This window comes from Bradyrhizobium sp. 14AA, assembly GCF_054185205.1.
The window spans coordinates 139,803-159,943 of record NZ_JAVAYM010000023.1 but is presented as its reverse complement, the minus strand read 5'-3'; the positions used below and the strand labels follow the sequence as shown (position 1 = coordinate 159,943).

Sequence of the window (20,141 nt, the reverse complement as noted above, 5' to 3'; positions counted from 1 at the left end):
GAGCGAAGCGACATGCGGGACTTCAGCAAGAACCCGGATGTCGCTGCGCTCATCCGGGCTACGTGTCCTCACAACGGCAAATTGTCGTGCTTCTTCGCTGGCGCTTCCACCTTCTTGTCCTTCAGCATCGCCAGCGCCCGCGCGATCCGCTTGCGCGTCGAGTGCGGCATGATGACGTCGTCGATATAGCCGCGCTCGGCGGCGATGAACGGCGACAGGAAGCGGTCTTCGTATTCCTTGGTGCGCGCGGCGATCTTGTCGGGGTCGCCGATGTCGGAGCGGAAGATGATCTCGACCGCGCCCTTGGCGCCCATCACCGCGATCTGGGCGGTCGGCCAGGCGTAGTTCATGTCGGCGCCGATTTCCTTGGAGGCCATGACGTCGAAGGCGCCGCCATAGGCCTTGCGGGTGATGATGGTGACCAGCGGCACGGTGCACTGCGAATAGGCGAACAGGAGCTTCGCGCCGTGCTTGATCAGGCCGCCATATTCCTGCGCGGTGCCCGGCAGGAAGCCGGGAACGTCGACGAAGGTGACGATCGGGATGTTGAAGGCATCACAAAAACGAACAAAGCGCGCGGCTTTCCGCGAGGCATCAGAGTCGAGCACGCCGGCCAGCACCATCGGCTGGTTGGCGACGAAGCCGACGGTGCGGCCGGCGATGCGGCCGAAGCCGGTGACGATGTTCTTGGCGAAGGCGTCTGCGATCTCGAAGAAATCGCCCTCGTCCACGACCTTCAGGATCAGCTCCTTCATGTCGTAGGGCTTGTTCGGATTGTCGGGGATCAGCGTGTCCAAGGACATGTCGACACGGCCGATGTCGTCGAAGCTCGGCCATTCCGGCACGCCGTCGGTGTTGTTGGACGGCAGGAAGTCGATCAGGCGCCGCATCTGCAAGAGCGTCTCGACGTCGTTCTCGAAGGCGCCGTCGGCGATCGAGGAGCGCGTGGCGTGCACCGAAGCACCGCCGAGCTCTTCCGCGGTGACGACCTCGTTGGTGACGGTCTTCACGACGTCAGGGCCGGTGACGAACATGTAGCTGGTGTTCTTCACCATGAAGATGAAGTCGGTCATGGCGGGCGAATAGACGTCGCCGCCGGCGCAGGGGCCCATGATGACGGAGATCTGCGGGATCACCCCCGAGGCGAGCACGTTGCGGCGGAAGACGTAGGAATAGCCGGCGAGCGCGGCGACGCCCTCCTGGATGCGGGCGCCGCCCGCGTCATAGAGGCCGATGATGGGCGCCCTCGCCTTCATCGCCATGTCCTGGAGCTTTGTGATCTTCAGCGCATGGGTCTCGGACAGCGAGCCGCCGAACACGGTGAAATCCTTGGCGAACACAAAAGTCTTGCGGCCGTTGACGGTGCCCCAGCCCGTGACGACGCCGTCGCCCGGCACCTTGGTCTTCTCCATGCCGAACTCGGTGGAGCGGTGCTCGACGAACATGTCGAATTCCTCGAACGATCCCTTGTCGAGCAGCAACTCGATGCGCTCGCGCGCGGTCAGCTTGCCGCGGGCATGCTGCGCCTCGATGCGCTTCTCCCCGCCGCCGAGCTTTGCGCCGGCGCGACGGTCTTCAAGGGCGTCCAGGATGTGTTTCATTTGCTCCCGCCAGTTCTTAAGTGATGCGGGGTTCTAACACGGCATTTTGCGGGCCGGAAAGCGCCTTTCGGCGCCGCAAGGCTGCCCTGCCGCAGCGTGAAAGCGCAAGGAATTACAAAGTTTTGCCTGGGAGACGAGCATGACGGACGGAACGGACGAGACCGGCGCGGCGACGGGCGGCGTCAACATCCTGCTGCGTCTGGAGGGCCTGACCCTGTTTGCGGGGATGGTGGTGCTCTATTGGGCCTGGGACGGCTCCTGGCTGGTCTTTGCCCTGCTCTTCCTCGTCCCGGATCTGAGCTTCCTGGCCTACCTTGCCGACGCCAAATTCGGCGCGCTGGTCTACAACGCGGCCCACAGCTACATGGCACCGGTGACGCTGCTGACGGTGGGCTTCGGCCTCACTTCGCCCCTCACTCTGTCCATCGCCTTGATCTGGCTTGCCCATATCGGCATCGACCGGGCGCTGGGTTATGGCCTGAAATATTCCGCCGGGTTCGGCTTCACCCATCTGGGCCGGATCGGCCGGCAGAAGGACGCCTGATCCCCCGCACCTCGCCGCAAATTTGCTGGCCCGGCCGGTTGACCGGGCGAGCCGATTCAGGCTTGCTTCGCGCTCACGATCAGGCGCCGGATGTTGCGTGAGCCCAGTCGGTACGGCGGCGGTCATTACGGCTTGGCTCAAGCATCACGCGTCACCTCGATGTCCGCGACGGTCGTCCCCCTGCCGCCGAACTCATCGTCCGCAACCGTCGACTTCCTGCGGCGCATGGCCAGCATGGTGTCGGGGCGGAACGGCGAGATGCTGCTGCGCGCCGCCGCGCTGATCGAGTCGCTTTCGCAGCGCGCGATGTCGGCCGAGCGGCTCTATCACGAGCAGCAGGTCGAGAGCACGCGCAACACCGAGCTGCGTGAAGCCGCCGAGCTCGCCTCCGACGCCATGGTCAGTCAGATCGAGGCGCTGCGCGCCCAGCTCGCCGAGGTCACCGCCGCAGCAGCAGCCGAACGCGCCGCCTTCGATGCCGAACGCAGCAAGCTGATCGGCCTGATGCAGGATGCCGAAAGCCATATCGTCAAGCTCACGGGTGAGCTCGACGGCTTGCGCGCCTCCGTGGACAGTTTCAACGAGACCGTCGTCTCCGTGCCGATCGAGGTGCTGCGGCTGGCACGGACGCAGTTCGATTTCCTCTCCGAAGGCTTTGCCCGCAGGGGCGACGTGATCTCGCAGGCGATGAGCGAGATCGGCGGCTTCGCGATCGACCAGGCGCTGACCGCGAAGAAGACCGACACCCCTTGAGGCTGCCGTGCCAAATTGACAGCACGCGGCCGGGTTGTTCTACTCGACGAAAATCACAGGGGAGGATCCGATGCCGACGGCATTCCGCGTCGCTATTGCGCTCTGCATGTCAACACTGCTCGCCGGCATGGGCGCCAACGCGCAATCCCTCCCCAAGGAAGTCGCCACCCGGGCCGAGATCTACCCGATCCCCTCGCTCACCCTGTCCGACCAGCAATTCCTCAGCGGCGATGCGGCGGCCGGCAAGCCGGTGACGGTCGCCGGCGAATTCCGTGTCGCCCAAGGCACCGGCAAGCTCCCCGTCGTCGTGCTGATGCACGGCTCCAGTGGCGTCGGCGCCACCACCGAGGCCTGGGTGCACGCGTTCAACGCCATGGGCATCTCGACCTTCGTGATCGACGGTTTCACCGGCCGCGGGCTGACCGTGGTCGGGCCGAACCAGGCCCTGCTCGGCCGGCTCAACTTGATCATCGACATTTACCGCTCGCTGGAGATCCTGGCGAAGCATCCACGCGTCGATCCTGACCGCATCGTGCTGATGGGCTTTTCGCGCGGCGGACAGGCCACGCTCTATGCGAGCCTCGACCGCTTCAACAAGCTCTGGAACAAGTCCGGCATCCAGTTCGCGGCCTACGTTCCGTTCTATCCGGACTGCTCGACGACCTATGTCGGCGATAGCGAGGTTGTAGCGCGCCCGATCCGCATCTTCCACGGCACGCCGGATGACTACAATCCGGTCAGGAGCTGCAAGGCTTTCGTCGAGCGGCTCAAAACCGCCGGGCGCGACGTGGTGCTGACCGAATATCCCGACAGTGCGCACGGCTTCGACAGCGGCCTGCTCGGCGTCAACACGGTTGCGGTGTCCGCCAATGCGCAGACCGTGCGCAATTGCCAGATCAAGGAAGGCGACGGCGGCGTACTGATGAACGGCGATACGAACGCGCCCTTCACCTACAAGGACGCTTGCGTCGAGCTCAACCCCCATGTCGGCGGCAATCCGAAGACTGCCGCGGAGTCGCGCAAGGCGGTGGAGGAGTTTTTGCAGGTGCTGTTCAAGCTGGGGTGAGGCCACACCGCAGATGCCGTAGGGTGGGCAAAGCGAAAGCGTGCCCACCAATCGCAGATTACGCCCCGGAGAGATGGTGGGCACGGCGCTACGCGCCTTTGCCCACCCTACGGTATCACAATTTGTCGCGGGCTCCTCGCCCTAAGGCTCGCCCGGCCTAAACGGCTCCTGCTTGTCCGGCGGCACCGTCTCTTCCGCCATCGCCAGCAGCATGGCGACCATCACGTAATTGCCGGCGAGTGCGGTGAGATCGACGATCTGCTGGTCGTTGAAGATTTTCTTTGCGCGCGCATAAGTCTCGTCGGAGACCTTCCTGGTCGTAGTGAGCTCGGTGACGAAGTCGTAAACGACGGCCTCGTCCTCGGCCATCTTCAACGGGCGCTTGTTGGCCTTGAGCTCCGCTATGATGTCGGAGGAGAGGCCTGCCTTGGCCGCCAGCGGCGCATGGGCGAACCACTCCACTTGCGAGCGCCACTGCCGCCCAATGATCAGGATCGCAAACTCGTTGAGTTTTGTGGGGACCGAGGTTTCCCACCGCAGATAATAGAACAGGTCGAACAGGCGCTGACCCAGCACCGGGCTGCGGATCATCGGATTGTAGGGCCCGCCGATGCCGACGCTCGACACCTTCATAATCTGCTCGCCGAGCGGCTTCTGCTTGGCATCCAGCTGATCCATGGTCAGCTGCGGAAATCGCGGCTCCTTGCTGGTGGCGGGTGCAGCAAACATCGTGGCGGCGAGCCAGCCGCCAGCTGCGGCAAGCGTGAGCGACGACAGCCAGAGCGGTATTGCGTTCATTGTTATCCTCCCGGTTTTCTTTCTTGGCCGGAAGGATGCTAGTCGAGCGGCGGCGGCGCGACAGCGCTAGATCGCGCCGATCTCGGCAAGGCAGGCTTGCGTCAGGCTCATGCGCGCCTCGATGTGGCGCGACTCGCGGCAGTCGATGTTGAGCGCGAACACGGTGTGTGCCTCGCCCTTCTCGGCCCAGCCGACCATCCAGCCCAGCGACGGCTCACCGCGCTCGGCGCCGAGAAGGCCCGACTTCGCCCGGATGACGCTGTCGCCAACCTTGGTCAGCGGCAGGATGTCGGCGACGAGATCCTGGCTGCGCTTGGAAACCGGCAACGCGCGGCGCCGCAGCCGATCGACGAAGTCGATCTGCTCGACCGGATCGATTCGCAAGGCGCCGGTAAGCCAGAATTGGTCGATGCCGCCGCCGATGTCGCGATTGCCGTAATCGAACTCGTCGACGTATTTTTGCATGCGCACCTCGCCGATCCGGCGCGCGATCTCCTGATAGACCGGCACGGCACTCACAGCGATCGCGCTGCGCAGCGTATGGTCCTTATTCCAGGCCTCGATCGAACGCTTCACGCCGTCCCAGGGAAACAGGTCCTTGTCGGGGTCGGTGACGACACCGGTCTCCAGCGCGATCAGCGAGTTCGGGATCTTGAAGGTCGAGGCCGGCAGCTTCCCCTCGCCGGAGCGCTCCTTGTCGCTGGCGACGATCAGGTAGTCCTCGACCTTGTAGCCGACGAAGGTGCCCGCCGTGCCAAGGTCAGTGAAGCGCTTTGCGAGACTGTCGCGGATCTCATTGCGCGGCGGCGCGACATGGGCGAATGCACGCGACGGCAAGGTGGCGGCGGCAGCAAGAAGGCCGAGAGTGGAGCGGCGGGTGAGCAAGAGCGGTGTCCGTCAAACGATGAAAGTGGCCGCGACCATGCCGCCGCTACGTGGTGAAACAATGACAGGCTATCTCGCACGGCCCGACAGCCGCAGAACGAACACCAGCACTTCGGCGACGGCCTTGTAGAGATCGGGCGGGATCTCCTCGCCGAGCTCGACCTTGGACAGCGCGCCGGCCAATATCTCGTTCTCCTCGATCGGAATGTCGTTGGCCTTGGCGATCTCGACGATCTTTTCGCCGATCGTGCCCCTGCCCTTGGCAACGACGACGGGCGCGTTGGTGCCCTTCTCGTAATGCAGCGCAATTGCGAGCTTGGATGGATCGCTCATGTGGCGCGGTCCAGGAAATGGCCGGCACGGGCCGGCGCGGGCTGCGGCGGCGTGCCGTCGCGGACCATGATGTCGCCGGGCTTGAGCTCGGCCCGCGTGAGGGCCTGATTGAGCTCGCCGATGCCGGCGCGGAGCTGCTGTGCGGTCGCCGGCCGCTCCGCCCACATCCGCACAAACGTCTTGTCGCCGTTCAGCGTGATCAGCGCATGCACCGGTCCCGCCGGCTCGACATTGAGCGTGAAGCGCGCGCGCCAGGCGCGTTTGGCGGGATCGGCGGACTCATTGCCGCCATCGCGCGAGATCTCGAACTGCGCCATCGCGGTGCCCTGCGGGGTCGCGAAGGGAATCTCGAAATTCCACTGCGGCACGGCCGGATCGATACGGTGACCGCTGGCATCGGCGCGATCGGGGAGTGAAGCGACCTGCAACAAGGTCTGCCGCGCGATCGCGGCATCGGTGTCGTCGAGCAAGCGGTGCACCGCTGCGGAGAGCGGCGTATCCGGCGCGAGCGATGGCGAGGCAACCGCCTGCGGCGCCGGCAGCGCGCCACGGAACGGCGGTGGTGTCGCGCGCGCGGCGGCCTCGAAGACGTGGCCGTCGGGCACGGCCTTGTTCGAGCCCGGAACGTTGCCGGTCAAGCGCGGCAGGTTTTGCGTGACCTCCTGCAGGAGGCTTGCGGCAAGGCCGGCGGACATGGTGCGCGGCATCGCTGCCTGCGGAGTATTGCCGGCGATGTCGGCCAGCACGGCGGCGGCCAGATTGGCGCCGCGGGGCTGCTGCGCTTGTTGGGCGATCTCGGGTCCGGTTGGCAATGCGGCCTGCGCGGCCTCACCGGCTGACTGAGCCGGCGCGGCGGCGACCTGCGGTGTCGCCGTCGCGCCAGCAGGCGTGGCGGAACCTTGCGCCTGCGGCGCGGCGGTCTCGATCGTCGCGAGCGTCTGGCGCAGTACCAGCAGCGCGGCCTTCAGGTCCGGCATCGTGCCGTATGACGGCGTTGTGCCTGCGGCGAGCGAAGCCTCGAGGAACAGGCCGGATTTCTGGAAGGCGGACTCGATGTCGCCGCCGTCGAGGCCGGCATTGAGCGGCGTCTGCTGCGCCAGCACGTCCAGCACCGCCTGCTTCAACCCCGCCGGCAGATCGCTGCCGGTGACGACGGAGGCGAGATTGGCGAACAGCGGCGCCTGGCTGCCCTGTTTGGTCACGGCTTCGCTCGAAGCCACGGTGACGGCGATCTGCTCCAACGGCGTCAGCGTGTTGCGGGCCGCGCTCGCGGACGGCGCAAGCGGCGGGCTGTCCACCAGCGAGGCCGCGCGCGGCGTCAGCGTGACCTGATCCGCCGTCGCCTCGCCTGCCCCGCCCATGACGGCGAGCCGGATGGTGCCGTCGTTCTGCGACACCGCGAGCTGCAGATTTTGCCCCGGCGTCAGCGACACCTCGGACATCACATCCATCGAAAGGTTGGCGATCGCGATCCGCACCAGATTGTCGGCGAGCACGCTGACGACCCTGGCGTCGACGACACTGCCGGCCTGGAGCACGAGATCGGGCGTCGCCGCATCAGCCAGGGGACTGGCGGCACTGGCGGGAGCGATGGAAGTGACCGGCGTCGGCATATCGAGGGGCCCGGAGAAACGCTAGCCCCACCCTAAGGCCGCCCTCGTAAACCTCTCGTTAAGGACCTTCGGCCGCTTGCGGCTTTACGGCCGCCAAAACCGCTACGGCGGCCTCGAAATCCCGCAGGCGCGTAGCCCGGCGCGCCGCTGCTTCCTCGTCCACGCCCCATTGGTCGGCGTTCCAGTCCTCATCGACATGGGCGGCGGCCCAGACCTGGCCGGCATCACGCACGCCATGCGCCAGGGCCAGCGCCAGCAGCGCCGAGCCGGTCAGGGTCGTGACCATGTGGAGCGCGGCAACCGACCAGGCATCCCCCGGCAGCGCCGCACGCGCGGCCCTGAGCGCCTCGTCGGGCTGCTTCACATGCATGACGCCCTCGGACAGGATGAAATGCGCGCCCAGCGTCTCGGCGGCCCAGAACAGCACGGGATCCCAATTCGCGGCCTCGCGGGCGACCAGCCCCTCGGGATGGCCGGCGCGATAGAACAGCAGGTCGGACTCGAAATATTTCGCGAGGTCGTCGCTGACGAGCTCGACGCGGTCGACCACGCCTTCGACCACGCTGTTGGCAACCCGCGTCAGCGGCATGGTGACAGGATCGATCGTCTCGCCCTGCGCCGCCCATTCCGCGGCCACCGCGTCGGCCAGTTCGCGCGAGGGGATCACCACCTGCCGGCTGGAGGGCGTGCGGATCGGCCTGCCGTCGAGGGTAATGGCGAAGCCGCCCTCGGCATCAGTGACTCCCGCCTCCTTGTAGAAGCGCTTGCGCTGCGGCGAGCGTGCGGACGCACGCGCCGATTCCCGTGGATCCGGTGGGGGCTGCCCCGCAGCTTCTTCGAACAATTCGCGCATGTGAGTTTTCGGTCCCGGTCTCTGAATGCTAGCTTTTAAGATAAGAGCGGCGGCCGATAAAGCGAGCGGCAGGCAGGAGGGAACTTGCGGGCGCCGTGGCTCCGCCCCTACTCCTCCGGCGCGTTTTCGATCGGATCGAATCGGCTTGCGTCCAGCCCGAGCAGATTCCACGACTGCTGCATGTGCGGCGGCAGTGGCGCGGTGGCGTCGATCACGCCTCCCCGCGGATGCGGAATGACGATGCGGCGTGCCAAGAGATGCAGCCGGTTCTGCAGGCCGCCCGGCAGCTGCCAGTTCTCGATGTTGAAATATTTGGGATCGCCGACGATGGGATGGCCGATATGCTCCATGTGGGCGCGGAGCTGGTGGGTGCGGCCCGTCACCGGCTTCAGCGACACCCAGGTCAGCTTGTTGCCGGCGGTCTCGACGACAGCGTAGTAGGTCACCGCGTGGCTCGCGCCCTCGTCGCCATGCTGGGCGATACGCATGATGGTGTCGTCCTCGCTCTCTTCCTTGGCGAGGAACGTCGAGATGCGGCCCTGCTTCGGCTTCGGCAGCCCCGGCACCAGCGCCCAATAGGTTTTTCGCGCCGAGCGGGAGCGGAAGGCGCCGGTCAGATGCGAGGCGGCAAAGCGTGTCTTGGCGATCAGCAGACAGCCTGACGTTTCCCTGTCGATGCGGTGCACGAGGCGCGGCTTCTGGCCCTTGGAATCGCGCATCACCTCGAGCATCTGATCGATGTGCCGCGTCATGCCGGAGCCGCCCTGCACGGCAAGGCCGGCCGGCTTGTTCAGCACGAGGACGTCGTCGTCCTCAAAGATCGTCATCTCCTTCAGCGCCTTGAGCGTCTTCTGCGCAGCCTCCGACAGCTCGCCGACGACCTTCGGCGTGTCGAGCTTCAGCGGCGGAATGCGGACGCTCTGGCCCTCCTCCAGGCGGTCCTTGCTGTCGACGCGCTTGCCGTCGACGCGCAGCTCGCCTTTGCGGACGACGCGCTGGATGTGGGAAAATGACAGGCCGGGAAAGCGCGCTTCGAGGAAGCGGTCGACCCGCATGTTGTTCTCGTCGGCCGTGACCTTGACGGTCTGCACCTTGGTCGGCAGCAATGCCTCGACCGGCTTTGCCGGTGCGGCCTTTTCCAGCTCGGCTTTCGGCGCGCGCCGCTCGGCACGCTCGCCGGCAAAGCGCGGCGGCTTGCTGCCGGGCTTGCCACCCGGCCGCGGTCCGGCTGTCTTCGCGGTGCGCGCCTTGAACGGGCGCGCCTCCTTGCGCTCGTCGCGGTCCCGAGGCTTCGGGTTCATTCTCTTGATGCGGCGGCTCATGCGGTTTTTCCAAGCTTTCGTGTCGACTGCGCATTGGCGCGGCGGGGCAGTGACGCAACCTGCGCACCCACCTCTTTTTCCGCCAGCCGCAGCTCATACTGCTGTTGCAGGTTCATCCAGAATTGCGGGCTGGTACCGAACCAGTGACCAAGACGGAGCGCCGTATCGGCAGTAATGCCGCGTTGCCCGTTGATGATGCCGGTGATGCGATTGACCGGCACGTCAATCTGACGCGACAGCTCTGCGGCCGTGATGCCGAGTTCGCGCAGTTCTTCGGCAAGGTGCTCGCCGGGATGTGTAGGTGTATGGGGCATAGGAATTCCCCGGCCAAGTAGCAAGATTTACGTGTTACGTAAACCGTAAATGTACGCTCTTGGGGCGGGCTTAAGCCCTACTTCCCGCCCCGCTCCTTCCTCAGCTTCGCCCAATAATCCAGCCGTTTGCGAATCTCCCGCTCGAAGCCGCGCTCGGGCGGGTCGTAGAAGGTCTGGCGGCCCAGGGCTTCCGGGAAGTAGTCCTGGCCGGAGAAGGCGTCGGGGGCGTCGTGGTCGTATTCGTAGGCCGCGCCGTAGCCTTCCGACTTCATCAGCTTGGTCGGGGAATTGAGAATGTGCTTGGGCGGCAGCAGCGAGCCGGCCTGCTTGGCGACCTGCATCGCCGTGCCGAAGGCGGTGTAGACCGCGTTCGATTTCGGCGCGGTGGCGAGATAGACCACGGCCTGTGCGATCGCGAGCTCGCCCTCGGGATGGCCGAGGAAGTCGAACGCATCCTTGGCGGCATTGGCGACGACGAGCGCTTGGGGATCGGCGAGCCCGATGTCCTCGACCGCCATGCGCACGACGCGGCGGGCCAGGAACAGCGGGTCCTCACCAGCATCAAGCATGCGCGCGAGATAGTACAGCGCGGCATCGGGATCGGAGCCGCGCACCGACTTATGCAGCGCCGAGATCAAATTGTAATGGCCGTCGGCCGATTTGTCGTAGATCGGCGCGCGGCGTTGCAGGATGTCCTGCAACTGCGCAGCATTGAAAATCTCGTCCGCCCGCGCCGAACGCCAGACCTCTTCGGCGAGCGTCAGGGAGGCGCGTCCGTCGCCGTCGGCCATGCGCACGAGCACGGCGCGTGCCTCGGCATCGAGCGGCAGCTTGCGGCCTTCGACCTCCTCGGCATGCGCGAACAGCCTTTCGATCGCGGCGGCATCGAGCGAACGAAACACCAGCACGCGCGCGCGCGACAAAAGCGCCGCGTTGAGCTCGAAGGACGGGTTTTCGGTGGTGGCGCCGACCATCACCACCGTGCCGTCTTCCATCACGGGCAGAAACGAATCCTGCTGCGCGCGGTTGAAGCGATGCACCTCGTCGACGAACAGCAGCGTGCCCTTGCCCATCTCGCGGCGGGCGCGCGCGGCGTCGAACGCCTTCTTCAGATCGGCGACGCCGGAGAACACCGCGGAAATCTGCTCGAAATGCAGATCCGTCGCGTCCGCCAGGAGCCGCGCCACCGTGGTCTTGCCGGTGCCGGGCGGCCCCCAGAACACCAGCGATCCCAGCGTGCGCGTCTCCAGCATGCGCGTCAGCGCGCCGTCGGGACCGAGGATGTGGTCCTGGCCGACGACCTCCGACAGCGCACGCGGACGCAGCCGGTCCGGCAGCGGATGCGGAGCCTCTTGATCGAGCCCCGCCGCGGCGAAGAGAGTTGGCGTCTGCTGTGGTCGTTTCGGACTCATCCGCCCAGCGTGACGTTGATCTGCTGGCCGCCGCGCACCAGCGTGATGCGCCAGAGCCGCGGGCGCTCGCCTGCGGCCTTCTCGAGGTCGCCGGTCTTGCTGATCTTCTGGTTGTTGACCGACAGAATGATGTCGCCCTTCTGGAAGCCGACACTCGCCGCGGCGCTGTCGCCGCCGAGATCGGTGATCACGACGCCTTCGGTGTCGGCGTCCAGATGCAGCTCATCGGCGACCGCCGGCGTGATGGTCGAGACCTTCGCGCCCTGGAATGGCGAGCGCGCGGTGACGACGAGCTCGTTGCGCCCGGTATCGGGCGCGGTCTCCAGCGCCACCGCCAGCTTGACCGGCTTGCCGCCGCGCTGCACGTCGATCTGCGCGGTGCCGCCGAGCGGGCGTGTGGCGAAGCGATAGTCGAAGGCGTTGGGATCATCCACGGTCTGGCCGTCGATTCCGGTGATGAGATCGGACGACTTGAGGCCGGCCTTGGCCGCCGGACCGTTCGACACCACGCTCGCGACCAGCGCACCGGTCGGCGAGCGCAGGCCGAGGCTCTCGGCGATCTCGGGCGTCACCGCCTGCAATCTCGCGCCGAGCCAGGGACGCTTCACCGCCTTGCCGCCGCTCTTGGCGGAAGCGACGACGACGCGCACCATGTTGGCGGGAATGGCGAAGCCGATGCCTTGCGAGCCGCCGGAGCGGGAGTAGATCGCGGTGTTGATACCGGCGAGCCGGCCGTTCATGTCGACCAGCGCACCGCCGGAATTGCCGGGATTGATCGCCGCGTCGGTCTGGATGAAGAACTGGTAATCGGTGATGCCGACCTGCGTGCGCGCCAGCGCCGAGATGATGCCGTGGGTCACGGTCTGGCCGACACCGAACGGATTGCCGATCGCCATCACGACGTCGCCCACCAGCAGCTCGTCCGAATTGGTGAATTCGAGCGCCGGAAACTTCTCCTTCGAATCCTTCAGGCGCAGCACCGCAAGATCCGTGCGGGAATCCTTCAGCACGATCTCGGCTTCAAACTCGCGCTTGTCCGACAGCGACACCTTCACCTGGTCGGCGCCTTCGATGACGTGGACGTTGGTGACGACGAGCCCGGACGTATCGACGATCACGCCCGAGCCCAGCGAGCGTTGCACCTGCTCCTGCTGTTGGCCCGGCACGCCGAAGAAGCGGCGGAAGATCGGGTCGTCCAGCAGAGGATTGCGGTTCTGCACCACCTTGGCGGCATAGACGTTGACGACCGCCGGCTGCACCCGCTGCACGATCGGCGCATAGGACAGCCGCAGCTCGGCCGGCGATGACGGGACCCGACGGTCCTGCGCCGTGGCCGGATTGAAGGTGGCCGAAGAGGCTATGCACAATGCAGTGATGACGGCGGCACGGATCGAACGAAACATTCATACCTCTCGGAAAAGACGACGGAATATAGGCGCGTTCGCCCGCCATTAGAAGGGCGCCGGGCGGCAATATTCTGCCCCGTCCCGGTGTGTCCGGCATGCAAGCCCAGCGTCCGAATCGGCAATTTGCCTGGCCGGTGGATTGGCATGATGCGCGTCATCCAGCATTGTGGTGCGCGGTGGATTCGGTTGCGGCGAATTTGCATCAGTGGGAACCGCGCAACCGGGCGCAGCGTCGCGGGGCAGTCATCGATCGATCCTAGGCTCTCCCGTTGCGACTTGGGGAAGTTCGTCAAACGATGGAGGCGTGACGTGAGCAGGACAAGAATTGCAGCCACGGCGATTGGTCTCGCCGGTGTGCTGGCGGCCGCGCAGGCCCAGGCCCAATCGGCAAGCAGCAGCGAGCAGGAGATCGCGCTGCTGAAGCAGCAGTTGAAGATGCTGGAGCAGAAGCTCGACAAGCTCCAGAGCCAGACCGCAGCGAACACGGCCGCCACGGCGAAAGCCAAGGCAGAAGCGAAGGCCGAGGCCAAAGCCGAGGCGCGTTCGGAGGCGAAGGCCGTCGTCGCAAATGCGAACGCGGCGATCCCGCTGAAGGGCCCGGCGCCCGCCTCCGGCGTCGTCGTGACGATGCCGAACAACCGGCCGACCATCTGCACGGCCGACCAGGCCAATTGCGTCGCCATCACCGGCCGCGTGCACTACGATATCGGCGGCTATGACTATCGTCCCAATACCGCGGCCACGGTGCCGCAGAAGCTCGACAGCGGCGAGAACGTCCGCCGCGCGCGCATCGGCGTCACCGGCAAATTCTTCAACGACTGGAATTTCGCACTGGTCTACGACTTCGGCGGCTCCTCCGACGGATTTGGCGGCGCGGCACCAGGATCGCTCCCGGGCGGTGGCCTGTCCGGCGTCGAGAACGCCTATCTCAGCTACACCGGACTGAAGCCATTCGGCGGACGGATGGCGATCGAGGCCGGCATCATGGACCTGCCCTACACCATGGACGAGGCCACCAGCTCCAACGACATCATGTTCATGGAGCGCGCCTCGCCCGGCGTGATCGCGACCAACATCGCGGCCGGCGACTTCCGCTCCGCGGCCGGCACGCGCTGGTACAACGACCAGCTATGGATCGGCGGCTATGTCACGGGGCCGTCGACAGGCGCGATCCATTCCGCCTCGAGCGCGGCCCCAGTGGGCACCAGCGAGCAATATGGTGCGGTGGCGCGCGTTGCCGGCAACCCGATCAGCGGCAAGGACTATTCGGTGCATATCGGCGCCGACGCGCAATGGCTGATCCAGCCGCCGCACAATCTGATCGCCAACACGCAGACGGTCACGCTCAGCGACCGTCCGGAGCTGCGGCTCGATCCGACCACGCTGGTCTCGACCGGCGCGATCGCCAATGCCTCGGGCGCGCAGGTCTACAGCGTCGAAGCCGCCGCGACCTACGGTCCGTTCATCGTCCAGGGCGAGTACTTCTGGTACAATGTCGATCGCACCGCCAACACCGGCGTCCCGCTGGTCGGCGCACCGAGCCTGAAATTCCAGGGTGGCTACGCACAGGCCGGCTATGTGCTGACGGGCGAAGGCCGCAGCTACAACGCAGCGAACGCTGCCTATAACGGTGTCAAGCCTGCGCATCCGTTCTCGCTCGACGGCGGCGGCTGGGGCGCTTGGGAAATCGCGGGGCGCTACTCCACGATCGACCTCAACGACCAGCTCGCGACCGCCAACGGCGTCGCCGGCGGCCGGCAGACCGTCTACACGCTCGCGCTGAACTGGTACGTCAACGGCAACGTCCGCTTCATGCTCGACTATCTGCACGGCACGGTGTCGCGGCAAGCCTCGCCGGTTTCGACCGCCGATGTCGGCTCGAAGTTCGACGCGGTCGCGATGCGCACGCAGTTCGCGTTCTGAACCCTCGTCGTCCCGGGGCGCGCGAAAGCGCGAGCCCGGGACCCATAACCACAGGCGGGCGTGGTTGCGATGACTCGGAATTGCCGGCTCGCTCCACGACTTTTCCCTGCGGTTATGGGTCCCTGCTCCCCGTGCGCAATTGCGCACTAGGCAGGGACGACACCGAGAATGCCGCTTCTCTACAAACTCACTCCCGCGCGCTTCGGCTTCTTCAAGACCACCGGCGGCGGCGCACAGGACAATCGCTGCTGATGGCTCTCGCCCCAGGCCTTCAGGATATCGATCACCGGCCGCAGGCTCTCGCCAAGCTCGGAAAGGCGATACTCCACCCGCGGCGGCACTTCGGCATAGACCTTGCGGATGACCAGCTTGTCCTCCTCCAGCGCACGAAGCTGCTTTGTGAGCATGCGCTGGGTGATGCCGGGCATCATGCGGCGCAATTCGCCGAAGCGCTGGGTGCCGCTCTGGAGGTGATAGAGGATCACGCCCTTCCACTTGCCATCGATCAGGTCCAGCGTCGCCTCGACCGAGCAGCCGGGACGACGGGCAAAATTGCGGCGTTTCATGCGTATCTTCCCAATAGTATCCAAACAGGGACTATATCCCCGAATTTACAGTACTTGCCAAATCGGAGCCAGGGCGACAGTTAAAGCGGCAGGCGAGCACGCCATCTGATGGAGACAAGCCATGAAGGCCGTCGGTTACAAGAAGTCGCTTCCGATCGAGGATCAGGACGCGCTGATCGATTTCGAGACCGCAAAGCCCGAGCCCAAGGGCCGCGACATCCGCGTCGCCGTGAAGGCGATCTCGGCCAATCCGGTCGATTACAAGGTGCGCAAGCGCGCCGCGCCGCCCGAGGGCGAGACCAAGATCCTGGGCTATGACGCCGCCGGCGTGGTCGATGCCGTCGGACCCGACGTCACGCTGTTCAAGCCGGGCGACGAGGTGTTCTACGCCGGCTCGATCCTGCGCCAGGGCACCAACGCCGAATTCCACCTGGTCGACGAGCGCATCGTCGGCAACAAGCCGAAGAGCCTGTCCTTCGCGCAGGCCGCCGCGCTTCCTCTCACCTCCATTACCGCCTGGGAATTGCTGTTCGACCGGCTCGGCGCGGTGCCGGGCAAGAGCGTCGATCCGCGCACGCTCTTGATCACGGGCGGCGCCGGTGGCGTTGGCTCGATCCTGATCCAGCTCGCGCGCCGCCTCACCGGCCTCACCGTGCTCGCAACCGCGACGCGGCCGGAGTCGCAGAAATGGTGCCTCGATCTCGGCGCGCATGCGGTGATCGACCACGGCAAGCCGATGAAGGAGCAGATCGAGAAGCTCAAGCTGCCGCCGGTCGCGCTGGTGGCAAGCCTCACCTTCACCGACCAGCACTACAAGGCGATCGCCGACTTCATGGCGCCACAGGGCCGGTTCGGCCTGATCGACGATCCCGCGGAGTTCACCATGAGCACGTTCAAGGGCAAGGCAATCTCGGTGCACTGGGAATCGATGTTCACGCGCTCCTCGTTCCAGACCGCCGACATGATCGCGCAACATCATCTGCTCAACGACGTCGCCGACCTCATCGACAAGGGCGTGCTGCGCACCACGCTCGACCAGACCTTCGGCACGATCAACGCCGCCAACCTCAAGCGCGCGCATGCGCTGCTCGAGAGCGGCAAGTCGCGCGGCAAGATCGTGCTGGAGGGGTGGTAGCGGCTCCGGCGTCGGTGCGTAGGGTGGGTTAGCCCTGCGACTGCGCGAAGCGCAGTTCGCACGGCGTAACCCACCGCGTCTTCCTCTTCGGCAACAGTAGTGGTGGGTCACGCCCTGCAGATGCGCTTCACGCATCTGCAGGGCTAACCCACCCTACATTTCCGGAACACCCTCGACGAACAGCAGCCGCCGCTCCAGCGCCGTCTGCCGCAGCTTCAGCGCCTCGGCATATTCCGGTGAGGCGTACCATTCCTTCAGCCTCGCCATCGATGCAAATTCGACGATGACGACGGCCTTCGGCGGGAGATTGCCTTCGGCAAGCTCGGCCTTGCCGCCGCGGACGAGATAACGCCCTCCATATTGCGCGATCGTCTGCGCGGCGAGCGTGCGATAGGCGTCAAAGCCATCGGGATCGCGCATCTCGACTTCGGAAATCACATAGGCTGTCATGCGCGGGTCTCAGGCAATCGTGTTGACGATGCCGCCTTCGGCCCGCAGCGCGGCGCCGTTGGTCGCAGACGCTTCCTTCGAGGCAATGTAAACAACCATGTTCGCGATCTCGTCGACGCCAGCAAAACGCTGGATCAGCGAGCTCGGACGATGCTGCTTGACGAAATTCGCGGCGGCTTCGTCCACCGACTGGCCGTTCTGCTTCGCGAGATCCTTCACGAAGGTCTCGACGCCCTCCGACATGGTCGGGCCCGGCAGCACGGAATTGACGGTGACGCCGGTCCCGCGGGTGAGCTGCGCGAGGCCGCGCGCGACCGAGAGCTGCGCCGTCTTGGTCATGCCGTAGTGGATCATCTCGACGGGAATGTTGAGCCCGGACTCCGAGGAGATGAAGACGATGCGGCCCCAATTGCGGTTGAGCATGCCTTTCAGGAATGCGCGCGACAACCGCACGCCGCTCATCACGTTGACCTCGAAGAAACGCGTCCAGTCCTCGTCCGGGATGTCGAAGAAATCCTTCGGCTCGAAGATCCCGGCGTTGTTGATGAGAATGTCGACCTCCGGCAATGCCGCTACAAGCGCCTTGCAGCCCGCGGCGGTCGAGACGTCGGCGGCGATGCCGCGCACCCTGCCGCCAACACCCTCCAGCCTGCGCACGGCCGCATCGACCTTGTCCTGGCTGCGGCCATTGATCACCACACTGGCGCCGGAGGCTGCAAGGCCCTTGGCAATGGCGTGGCCGATGCCGGCGGTCGAGCCGGTCACCAGTGCAGTTTTTCCCGAAAGGTCGATGTTCATGTACTATCTCCATCTGATCGATGACGGGGATATCGGGCGCAACCGACTGGGCCGCAATTGGCGCTCACCAATCAGTGAGAGAATGATCGGCCGTACCGGCAACAGCATGGACCCCCACGCCCGCTATCGCGACCACGGCTGGAACGATTATTGCTAAGCCACACCCGAGCTTCTTGGCTCATGCGAACACGGAAGGACCATGCGATGAAGAGAACGGCCCTAACTGTTGTGCTCGGGTTGGTCGTCCTGACGGGCGGCAATTCGCCAGCCCCGGCTCAAGCGGTCTATCCGGAAAAATCCCTGCAATTGATCGTTCCCTTCCCGCCCGGCGGCGCCTCCGACGTGGTGGCGCGCATCATCGGCGGCGAGCTGGAGACGCGGCTCGGCAAGCCCGTGGTCATCATGAATCGTCCGGGCGGCGGCACCACGATCGCAGCCAAGGAGGTCGCGCGCGCGGAGCCCGACGGATACACCCTGTTCTTCAGCTCGAACTCGAGCTTCACGCTGCCCGCAGCCGTGAAGGAGAGCGTGCCTTACGACGCAGCCAAGGACTTTGAGCCAATCGGCCGGACCGGCAAGATCACGCTGGCGCTGGTCACCTACCAGGACAACCCGATCAAGGACGTGGCTGCGCTGGTCGCCGAGGCGAAGGCCAATCCCGACAAGCTGTCGCTGGCATCCTTCGGCGTCGCGACCGTCTCGCATTTCGCCGGCGAGCTGTTCAAGTCGGCCGCCGGGGTCAAGATGGTCCACCTGCCCTACAAGGGCAGCGCGCCGGCGATGAACGATCTCATCGGCAAGCACATCCAGTACCACGTCGACACCGTGATCGCCGTGAAGCCGCAGATCGAGGCCGGCACGGTCAAGGTGCTCGCCGTGTTCTCCGGCAAGCGCACGCCCTTCCTGCCCGACGTGCCGACGCTCGCCGAGCTCGGCTATGGCAGCATCGACTTCTCGTCCTGGGGCGCGTTGGTCGCGCCCAAGGGGCTGCCGCCGGCAGTTCGCAACAAGCTGTCGGCGACGCTGGAGGAGATCATCAACAGCCCCTCCGTCGCCGAGCGCTTCAGCAAGGTCGGCTTCGAGCCGGGCTTTGCGCGCTTCGACGATTGGGCCGGAACGGTGACCAAGGAGACGGCGGAGATGAAGGACATCGCGCAGAAGGCGGGGATCAAGGAGGAGTGATCTTCCGCTCGCCAATGGTGGTGATGGGTACGGCGCAAGTGCGCCGTGTCCGCCCGACAGGTCTGCCCCTGCTACACCGTCATTTTTTCTGGGCGACGGCCTGAATCGCCTTCCAGTCGAACCTGTCGGCGAGCGCCAATGCCTCGTCCTCGCCGACGCCCTGATAGGTGAAGTTGAACACCGCGTCCTTGCTGAGCGCGACGATCAGCGTGCCGGACTTGTCCTTGATGTGGAAGGTCTTGAAGACCTGCATGCCCCGCGCGCTGCCGGTGATCATGTGACCATCCGCCGTCTGGAGGTTCATGCCACTCTGAATCGGCGCCAGCGCGCCCTCGGCGGCCGAGCCGAGAATGATGGTGGCGTGAGCCTGCGCCTCACCGCGTTCGTAGTCGCGCGTCGCAGTGGTCACGCTGGTCTCTGCCATTTGCATCGACATGCCCTCCGGCTTCTTGCCCTCCCAACCATTCAAATCGACCAGGAACGGCAGAAAGCGCTGAAATGCCTGCTGGGCCTGCGCGAGGCCGACCGGCCAGATCATTGAAAGCGCCAAAAAGACAATGGAAATCATGTATCGCGGCTTAAACATCGCTTTCCCTCGGAGGTTGAATGCGAACAGTAGAGTTGCATTCGTGGCGTGAGAAAGGCGGCACGACAGCGAGGCCGGACGGTGCACGCGCGACGTTGTCGACAAAAAAAGCGGCGCCCGAGGGCGCCGCTTTCAATTCAGATCTGCTGAGTGGCTTACGCCGCCTCGGCTTCCTTTTCCTGCACCGGACCGGAGTCCTGGCCCTTGGCATCGACGTCGCGATCGACGAACTCGATCACGGCCATCGCCGCGTTGTCGCCGTAGCGGAAGCCCGCCTTGATGATGCGGGTGTAGCCGCCCTGGCGGTCCTTGTAGCGGGGCGCCAGGACGTCGAACAGCTTCCTGACCTGATCCTTGTCGCGCATCTCGGAGATCGCCTGGCGGCGCATGGCCAGCCCGCCCTTCTTGCCGAGAGTGATGAGCTTCTCGACGATCGGACGGAGCTCCTTGGCCTTGGGCAGCGTGGTGACGATCTGCTCGTGCTTGATCAGCGCGGCGCACATGTTGGCGAACATCGCGCGGCGATGCTCGGCGGTGCGGTTGAGCTTACGATGAACCTTGCCGTGACGCATGTGTGTATTCCTTGGATATGAACTGCCGC

At 65.4% G+C, this 20,141-nt stretch carries 22 protein-coding genes; 7 read left to right on the top strand and 15 right to left on the bottom strand.

From position 1 onward, the window contains the following. Positions 1-68 precede the first annotated feature (68 nt). Positions 69-1,601, bottom strand: a complete 1,533-nt coding sequence (locus RAD15_RS33260; RefSeq protein ID WP_458182724.1) for an acyl-CoA carboxylase subunit beta — start codon at positions 1,599-1,601, stop codon at positions 69-71. A 139-nt stretch (positions 1,602-1,740) separates the two neighbouring features. Here RAD15_RS33260 and RAD15_RS33255 point away from each other — a divergent pair, with 139 nt between their 5' ends. From RAD15_RS33255 to RAD15_RS33245, 3 genes are all read left to right on the top strand, one after another. Next, a complete protein-coding gene (locus RAD15_RS33255) occupies positions 1,741-2,145 on the top strand; it encodes a DUF4260 domain-containing protein (RefSeq protein WP_458182722.1) in 405 nt (134 codons plus the stop codon). Between the two features lie 159 nt (positions 2,146-2,304). After that, positions 2,305-2,898, top strand: coding sequence for a hypothetical protein (locus RAD15_RS33250; protein WP_458182721.1), 594 nt, complete (start codon positions 2,305-2,307; stop codon positions 2,896-2,898). A 70-nt stretch (positions 2,899-2,968) separates the two neighbouring features. Beyond that, positions 2,969-3,964 carry a dienelactone hydrolase family protein gene (locus RAD15_RS33245; protein WP_458182719.1) on the top strand — a complete coding sequence of 332 codons (996 nt, stop codon included), beginning with the start codon at positions 2,969-2,971 and terminating at the stop codon, positions 3,962-3,964. Between the two features lie 141 nt (positions 3,965-4,105). On the opposite strand, the gene RAD15_RS33240 is transcribed toward RAD15_RS33245, so the two are convergent. From RAD15_RS33240 to RAD15_RS33200, 9 genes are all read right to left on the bottom strand, one after another. Next, positions 4,106-4,762 (bottom strand): carboxymuconolactone decarboxylase family protein, encoded by a 657-nt coding sequence (locus tag RAD15_RS33240; protein WP_458182717.1) that lies wholly within the window; start codon positions 4,760-4,762, stop codon positions 4,106-4,108. Between the two features lie 66 nt (positions 4,763-4,828). After that, positions 4,829-5,647 (bottom strand): class D beta-lactamase, encoded by an 819-nt coding sequence (gene blaOXA, locus RAD15_RS33235; protein ID WP_458182716.1) that lies wholly within the window; start codon positions 5,645-5,647, stop codon positions 4,829-4,831. Positions 5,648-5,716: 69 nt separating this feature from the next. After that, complete coding sequence (locus RAD15_RS33230; protein WP_458182715.1) at positions 5,717-5,980, bottom strand: EscU/YscU/HrcU family type III secretion system export apparatus switch protein; 264 nt, start codon at positions 5,978-5,980, stop codon at positions 5,717-5,719. Continuing rightward, positions 5,977-7,593: a flagellar hook-length control protein FliK gene (locus RAD15_RS33225; protein WP_458182713.1), complete on the bottom strand. Its 1,617-nt coding sequence runs from the start codon at positions 7,591-7,593 to the stop codon at positions 5,977-5,979. The genes RAD15_RS33230 and RAD15_RS33225 overlap by 4 nt, the downstream gene beginning before the upstream one ends. A gap of 58 nt (positions 7,594-7,651) precedes the next feature. Continuing rightward, positions 7,652-8,446, bottom strand: coding sequence for an ATP12 family chaperone protein (locus RAD15_RS33220; RefSeq protein ID WP_458182711.1), 795 nt, complete (start codon positions 8,444-8,446; stop codon positions 7,652-7,654). A 107-nt stretch (positions 8,447-8,553) separates the two neighbouring features. Beyond that, positions 8,554-9,768, bottom strand: coding sequence for an RluA family pseudouridine synthase (locus RAD15_RS33215; protein WP_458182710.1), 1,215 nt, complete (start codon positions 9,766-9,768; stop codon positions 8,554-8,556). Further along, positions 9,765-10,082 carry a HigA family addiction module antitoxin gene (locus tag RAD15_RS33210; protein ID WP_458182708.1) on the bottom strand — a complete coding sequence of 106 codons (318 nt, stop codon included), beginning with the start codon at positions 10,080-10,082 and terminating at the stop codon, positions 9,765-9,767. Before RAD15_RS33210 ends, RAD15_RS33215 begins: the two co-directional genes overlap by 4 nt. A 77-nt stretch (positions 10,083-10,159) precedes the next feature. Further along, positions 10,160-11,494: a replication-associated recombination protein A gene (locus RAD15_RS33205; RefSeq protein ID WP_458182707.1), complete on the bottom strand. Its 1,335-nt coding sequence runs from the start codon at positions 11,492-11,494 to the stop codon at positions 10,160-10,162. After that, complete coding sequence (locus tag RAD15_RS33200) at positions 11,491-12,897, bottom strand: DegQ family serine endoprotease (protein ID WP_458182706.1); 1,407 nt, start codon at positions 12,895-12,897, stop codon at positions 11,491-11,493. Before RAD15_RS33200 ends, RAD15_RS33205 begins: the two co-directional genes overlap by 4 nt. A gap of 312 nt (positions 12,898-13,209) precedes the next feature. On the opposite strand from RAD15_RS33200, the gene RAD15_RS33195 reads away from it, so the two are divergent. Beyond that, positions 13,210-14,823 carry an OprO/OprP family phosphate-selective porin gene (locus RAD15_RS33195; RefSeq protein ID WP_458182705.1) on the top strand — a complete coding sequence of 538 codons (1,614 nt, stop codon included), beginning with the start codon at positions 13,210-13,212 and terminating at the stop codon, positions 14,821-14,823. 179 nt (positions 14,824-15,002) lie between these two features. Here the strand turns inward: RAD15_RS33195 and RAD15_RS33190 are convergent, their stop codons facing one another. Beyond that, on the bottom strand, positions 15,003-15,389 hold the full coding sequence (locus RAD15_RS33190; protein WP_458182703.1) for a winged helix-turn-helix transcriptional regulator: 387 nt from the start codon (positions 15,387-15,389) through the stop codon (positions 15,003-15,005). 121 nt (positions 15,390-15,510) lie between these two features. On the opposite strand from RAD15_RS33190, the gene RAD15_RS33185 reads away from it, so the two are divergent. Next, positions 15,511-16,524: a zinc-binding alcohol dehydrogenase family protein gene (locus RAD15_RS33185; protein WP_458182701.1), complete on the top strand. Its 1,014-nt coding sequence runs from the start codon at positions 15,511-15,513 to the stop codon at positions 16,522-16,524. Positions 16,525-16,677: 153 nt separating this feature from the next. Here the strand turns inward: RAD15_RS33185 and RAD15_RS33180 are convergent, their stop codons facing one another. Next, positions 16,678-16,974, bottom strand: a complete 297-nt coding sequence (locus RAD15_RS33180) for a DUF1330 domain-containing protein (protein WP_458182700.1) — start codon at positions 16,972-16,974, stop codon at positions 16,678-16,680. 9 nt (positions 16,975-16,983) lie between these two features. Continuing rightward, the gene (locus RAD15_RS33175) at positions 16,984-17,772 is read right to left on the bottom strand and encodes an SDR family NAD(P)-dependent oxidoreductase (protein ID WP_458182698.1); all 789 of its coding nucleotides are present in this window, start codon (positions 17,770-17,772) and stop codon (positions 16,984-16,986) included. On the opposite strand from RAD15_RS33175, the gene RAD15_RS33170 reads away from it, so the two are divergent. Next, complete coding sequence (locus RAD15_RS33170; RefSeq protein WP_458182696.1) at positions 17,765-17,929, top strand: hypothetical protein; 165 nt, start codon at positions 17,765-17,767, stop codon at positions 17,927-17,929. The genes RAD15_RS33175 and RAD15_RS33170 overlap by 8 nt on opposite strands. A gap of 47 nt (positions 17,930-17,976) precedes the next feature. Continuing rightward, entirely contained in the window at positions 17,977-18,954 is a 978-nt protein-coding gene (locus RAD15_RS33165; protein ID WP_458182694.1) for a Bug family tripartite tricarboxylate transporter substrate binding protein, read from the top strand. A gap of 79 nt (positions 18,955-19,033) precedes the next feature. Here RAD15_RS33165 and RAD15_RS33160 read toward each other — a convergent pair whose 3' ends face one another. Both RAD15_RS33160 and rplQ read right to left on the bottom strand, forming a co-directional pair. Then, positions 19,034-19,627, bottom strand: a complete 594-nt coding sequence (locus RAD15_RS33160) for a hypothetical protein (protein WP_458182692.1) — start codon at positions 19,625-19,627, stop codon at positions 19,034-19,036. A 68-nt stretch (positions 19,628-19,695) separates the two neighbouring features. Further along, positions 19,696-20,112: a 50S ribosomal protein L17 gene (rplQ, locus tag RAD15_RS33155; RefSeq protein WP_129268086.1), complete on the bottom strand. Its 417-nt coding sequence runs from the start codon at positions 20,110-20,112 to the stop codon at positions 19,696-19,698. Positions 20,113-20,141: the final 29 nt, after the last annotated feature.

Bases quoted from the DNA above. Each gene is read 5' to 3' on its own strand.
- RAD15_RS33260 (WP_458182724.1), bottom strand. From the start codon at position 1,601: ATGAAACACATCCTGGACGCCCTTGAAGACCGTCGCGCCGGCGCAAAG.
- RAD15_RS33255 (WP_458182722.1), top strand. From the start codon at position 1,741: ATGACGGACGGAACGGACGAGACCGGCGCGGCGACGGGCGGCGTCAAC.
- RAD15_RS33250 (WP_458182721.1), top strand. From the start codon at position 2,305: ATGTCCGCGACGGTCGTCCCCCTGCCGCCGAACTCATCGTCCGCAACC.
- RAD15_RS33245 (WP_458182719.1), top strand. From the start codon at position 2,969: ATGCCGACGGCATTCCGCGTCGCTATTGCGCTCTGCATGTCAACACTG.
- RAD15_RS33240 (WP_458182717.1), bottom strand. From the start codon at position 4,762: ATGAACGCAATACCGCTCTGGCTGTCGTCGCTCACGCTTGCCGCAGCT.
- RAD15_RS33230 (WP_458182715.1), bottom strand. From the start codon at position 5,980: ATGAGCGATCCATCCAAGCTCGCAATTGCGCTGCATTACGAGAAGGGC.
- RAD15_RS33225 (WP_458182713.1), bottom strand. From the start codon at position 7,593: ATGCCGACGCCGGTCACTTCCATCGCTCCCGCCAGTGCCGCCAGTCCC.
- RAD15_RS33220 (WP_458182711.1), bottom strand. From the start codon at position 8,446: ATGCGCGAATTGTTCGAAGAAGCTGCGGGGCAGCCCCCACCGGATCCA.
- RAD15_RS33215 (WP_458182710.1), bottom strand. From the start codon at position 9,768: ATGAGCCGCCGCATCAAGAGAATGAACCCGAAGCCTCGGGACCGCGAC.
- RAD15_RS33210 (WP_458182708.1), bottom strand. From the start codon at position 10,082: ATGCCCCATACACCTACACATCCCGGCGAGCACCTTGCCGAAGAACTG.
- RAD15_RS33205 (WP_458182707.1), bottom strand. From the start codon at position 11,494: ATGAGTCCGAAACGACCACAGCAGACGCCAACTCTCTTCGCCGCGGCG.
- RAD15_RS33200 (WP_458182706.1), bottom strand. From the start codon at position 12,897: ATGTTTCGTTCGATCCGTGCCGCCGTCATCACTGCATTGTGCATAGCC.
- RAD15_RS33190 (WP_458182703.1), bottom strand. From the start codon at position 15,389: ATGAAACGCCGCAATTTTGCCCGTCGTCCCGGCTGCTCGGTCGAGGCG.
- RAD15_RS33185 (WP_458182701.1), top strand. From the start codon at position 15,511: ATGAAGGCCGTCGGTTACAAGAAGTCGCTTCCGATCGAGGATCAGGAC.
- RAD15_RS33180 (WP_458182700.1), bottom strand. From the start codon at position 16,974: ATGACAGCCTATGTGATTTCCGAAGTCGAGATGCGCGATCCCGATGGC.
- RAD15_RS33170 (WP_458182696.1), top strand. From the start codon at position 17,765: ATGTTCATGTACTATCTCCATCTGATCGATGACGGGGATATCGGGCGC.
- RAD15_RS33175 (WP_458182698.1), bottom strand. From the start codon at position 17,772: ATGAACATCGACCTTTCGGGAAAAACTGCACTGGTGACCGGCTCGACC.
- RAD15_RS33165 (WP_458182694.1), top strand. From the start codon at position 17,977: ATGAAGAGAACGGCCCTAACTGTTGTGCTCGGGTTGGTCGTCCTGACG.
- rplQ (WP_129268086.1), bottom strand. From the start codon at position 20,112: ATGCGTCACGGCAAGGTTCATCGTAAGCTCAACCGCACCGCCGAGCAT.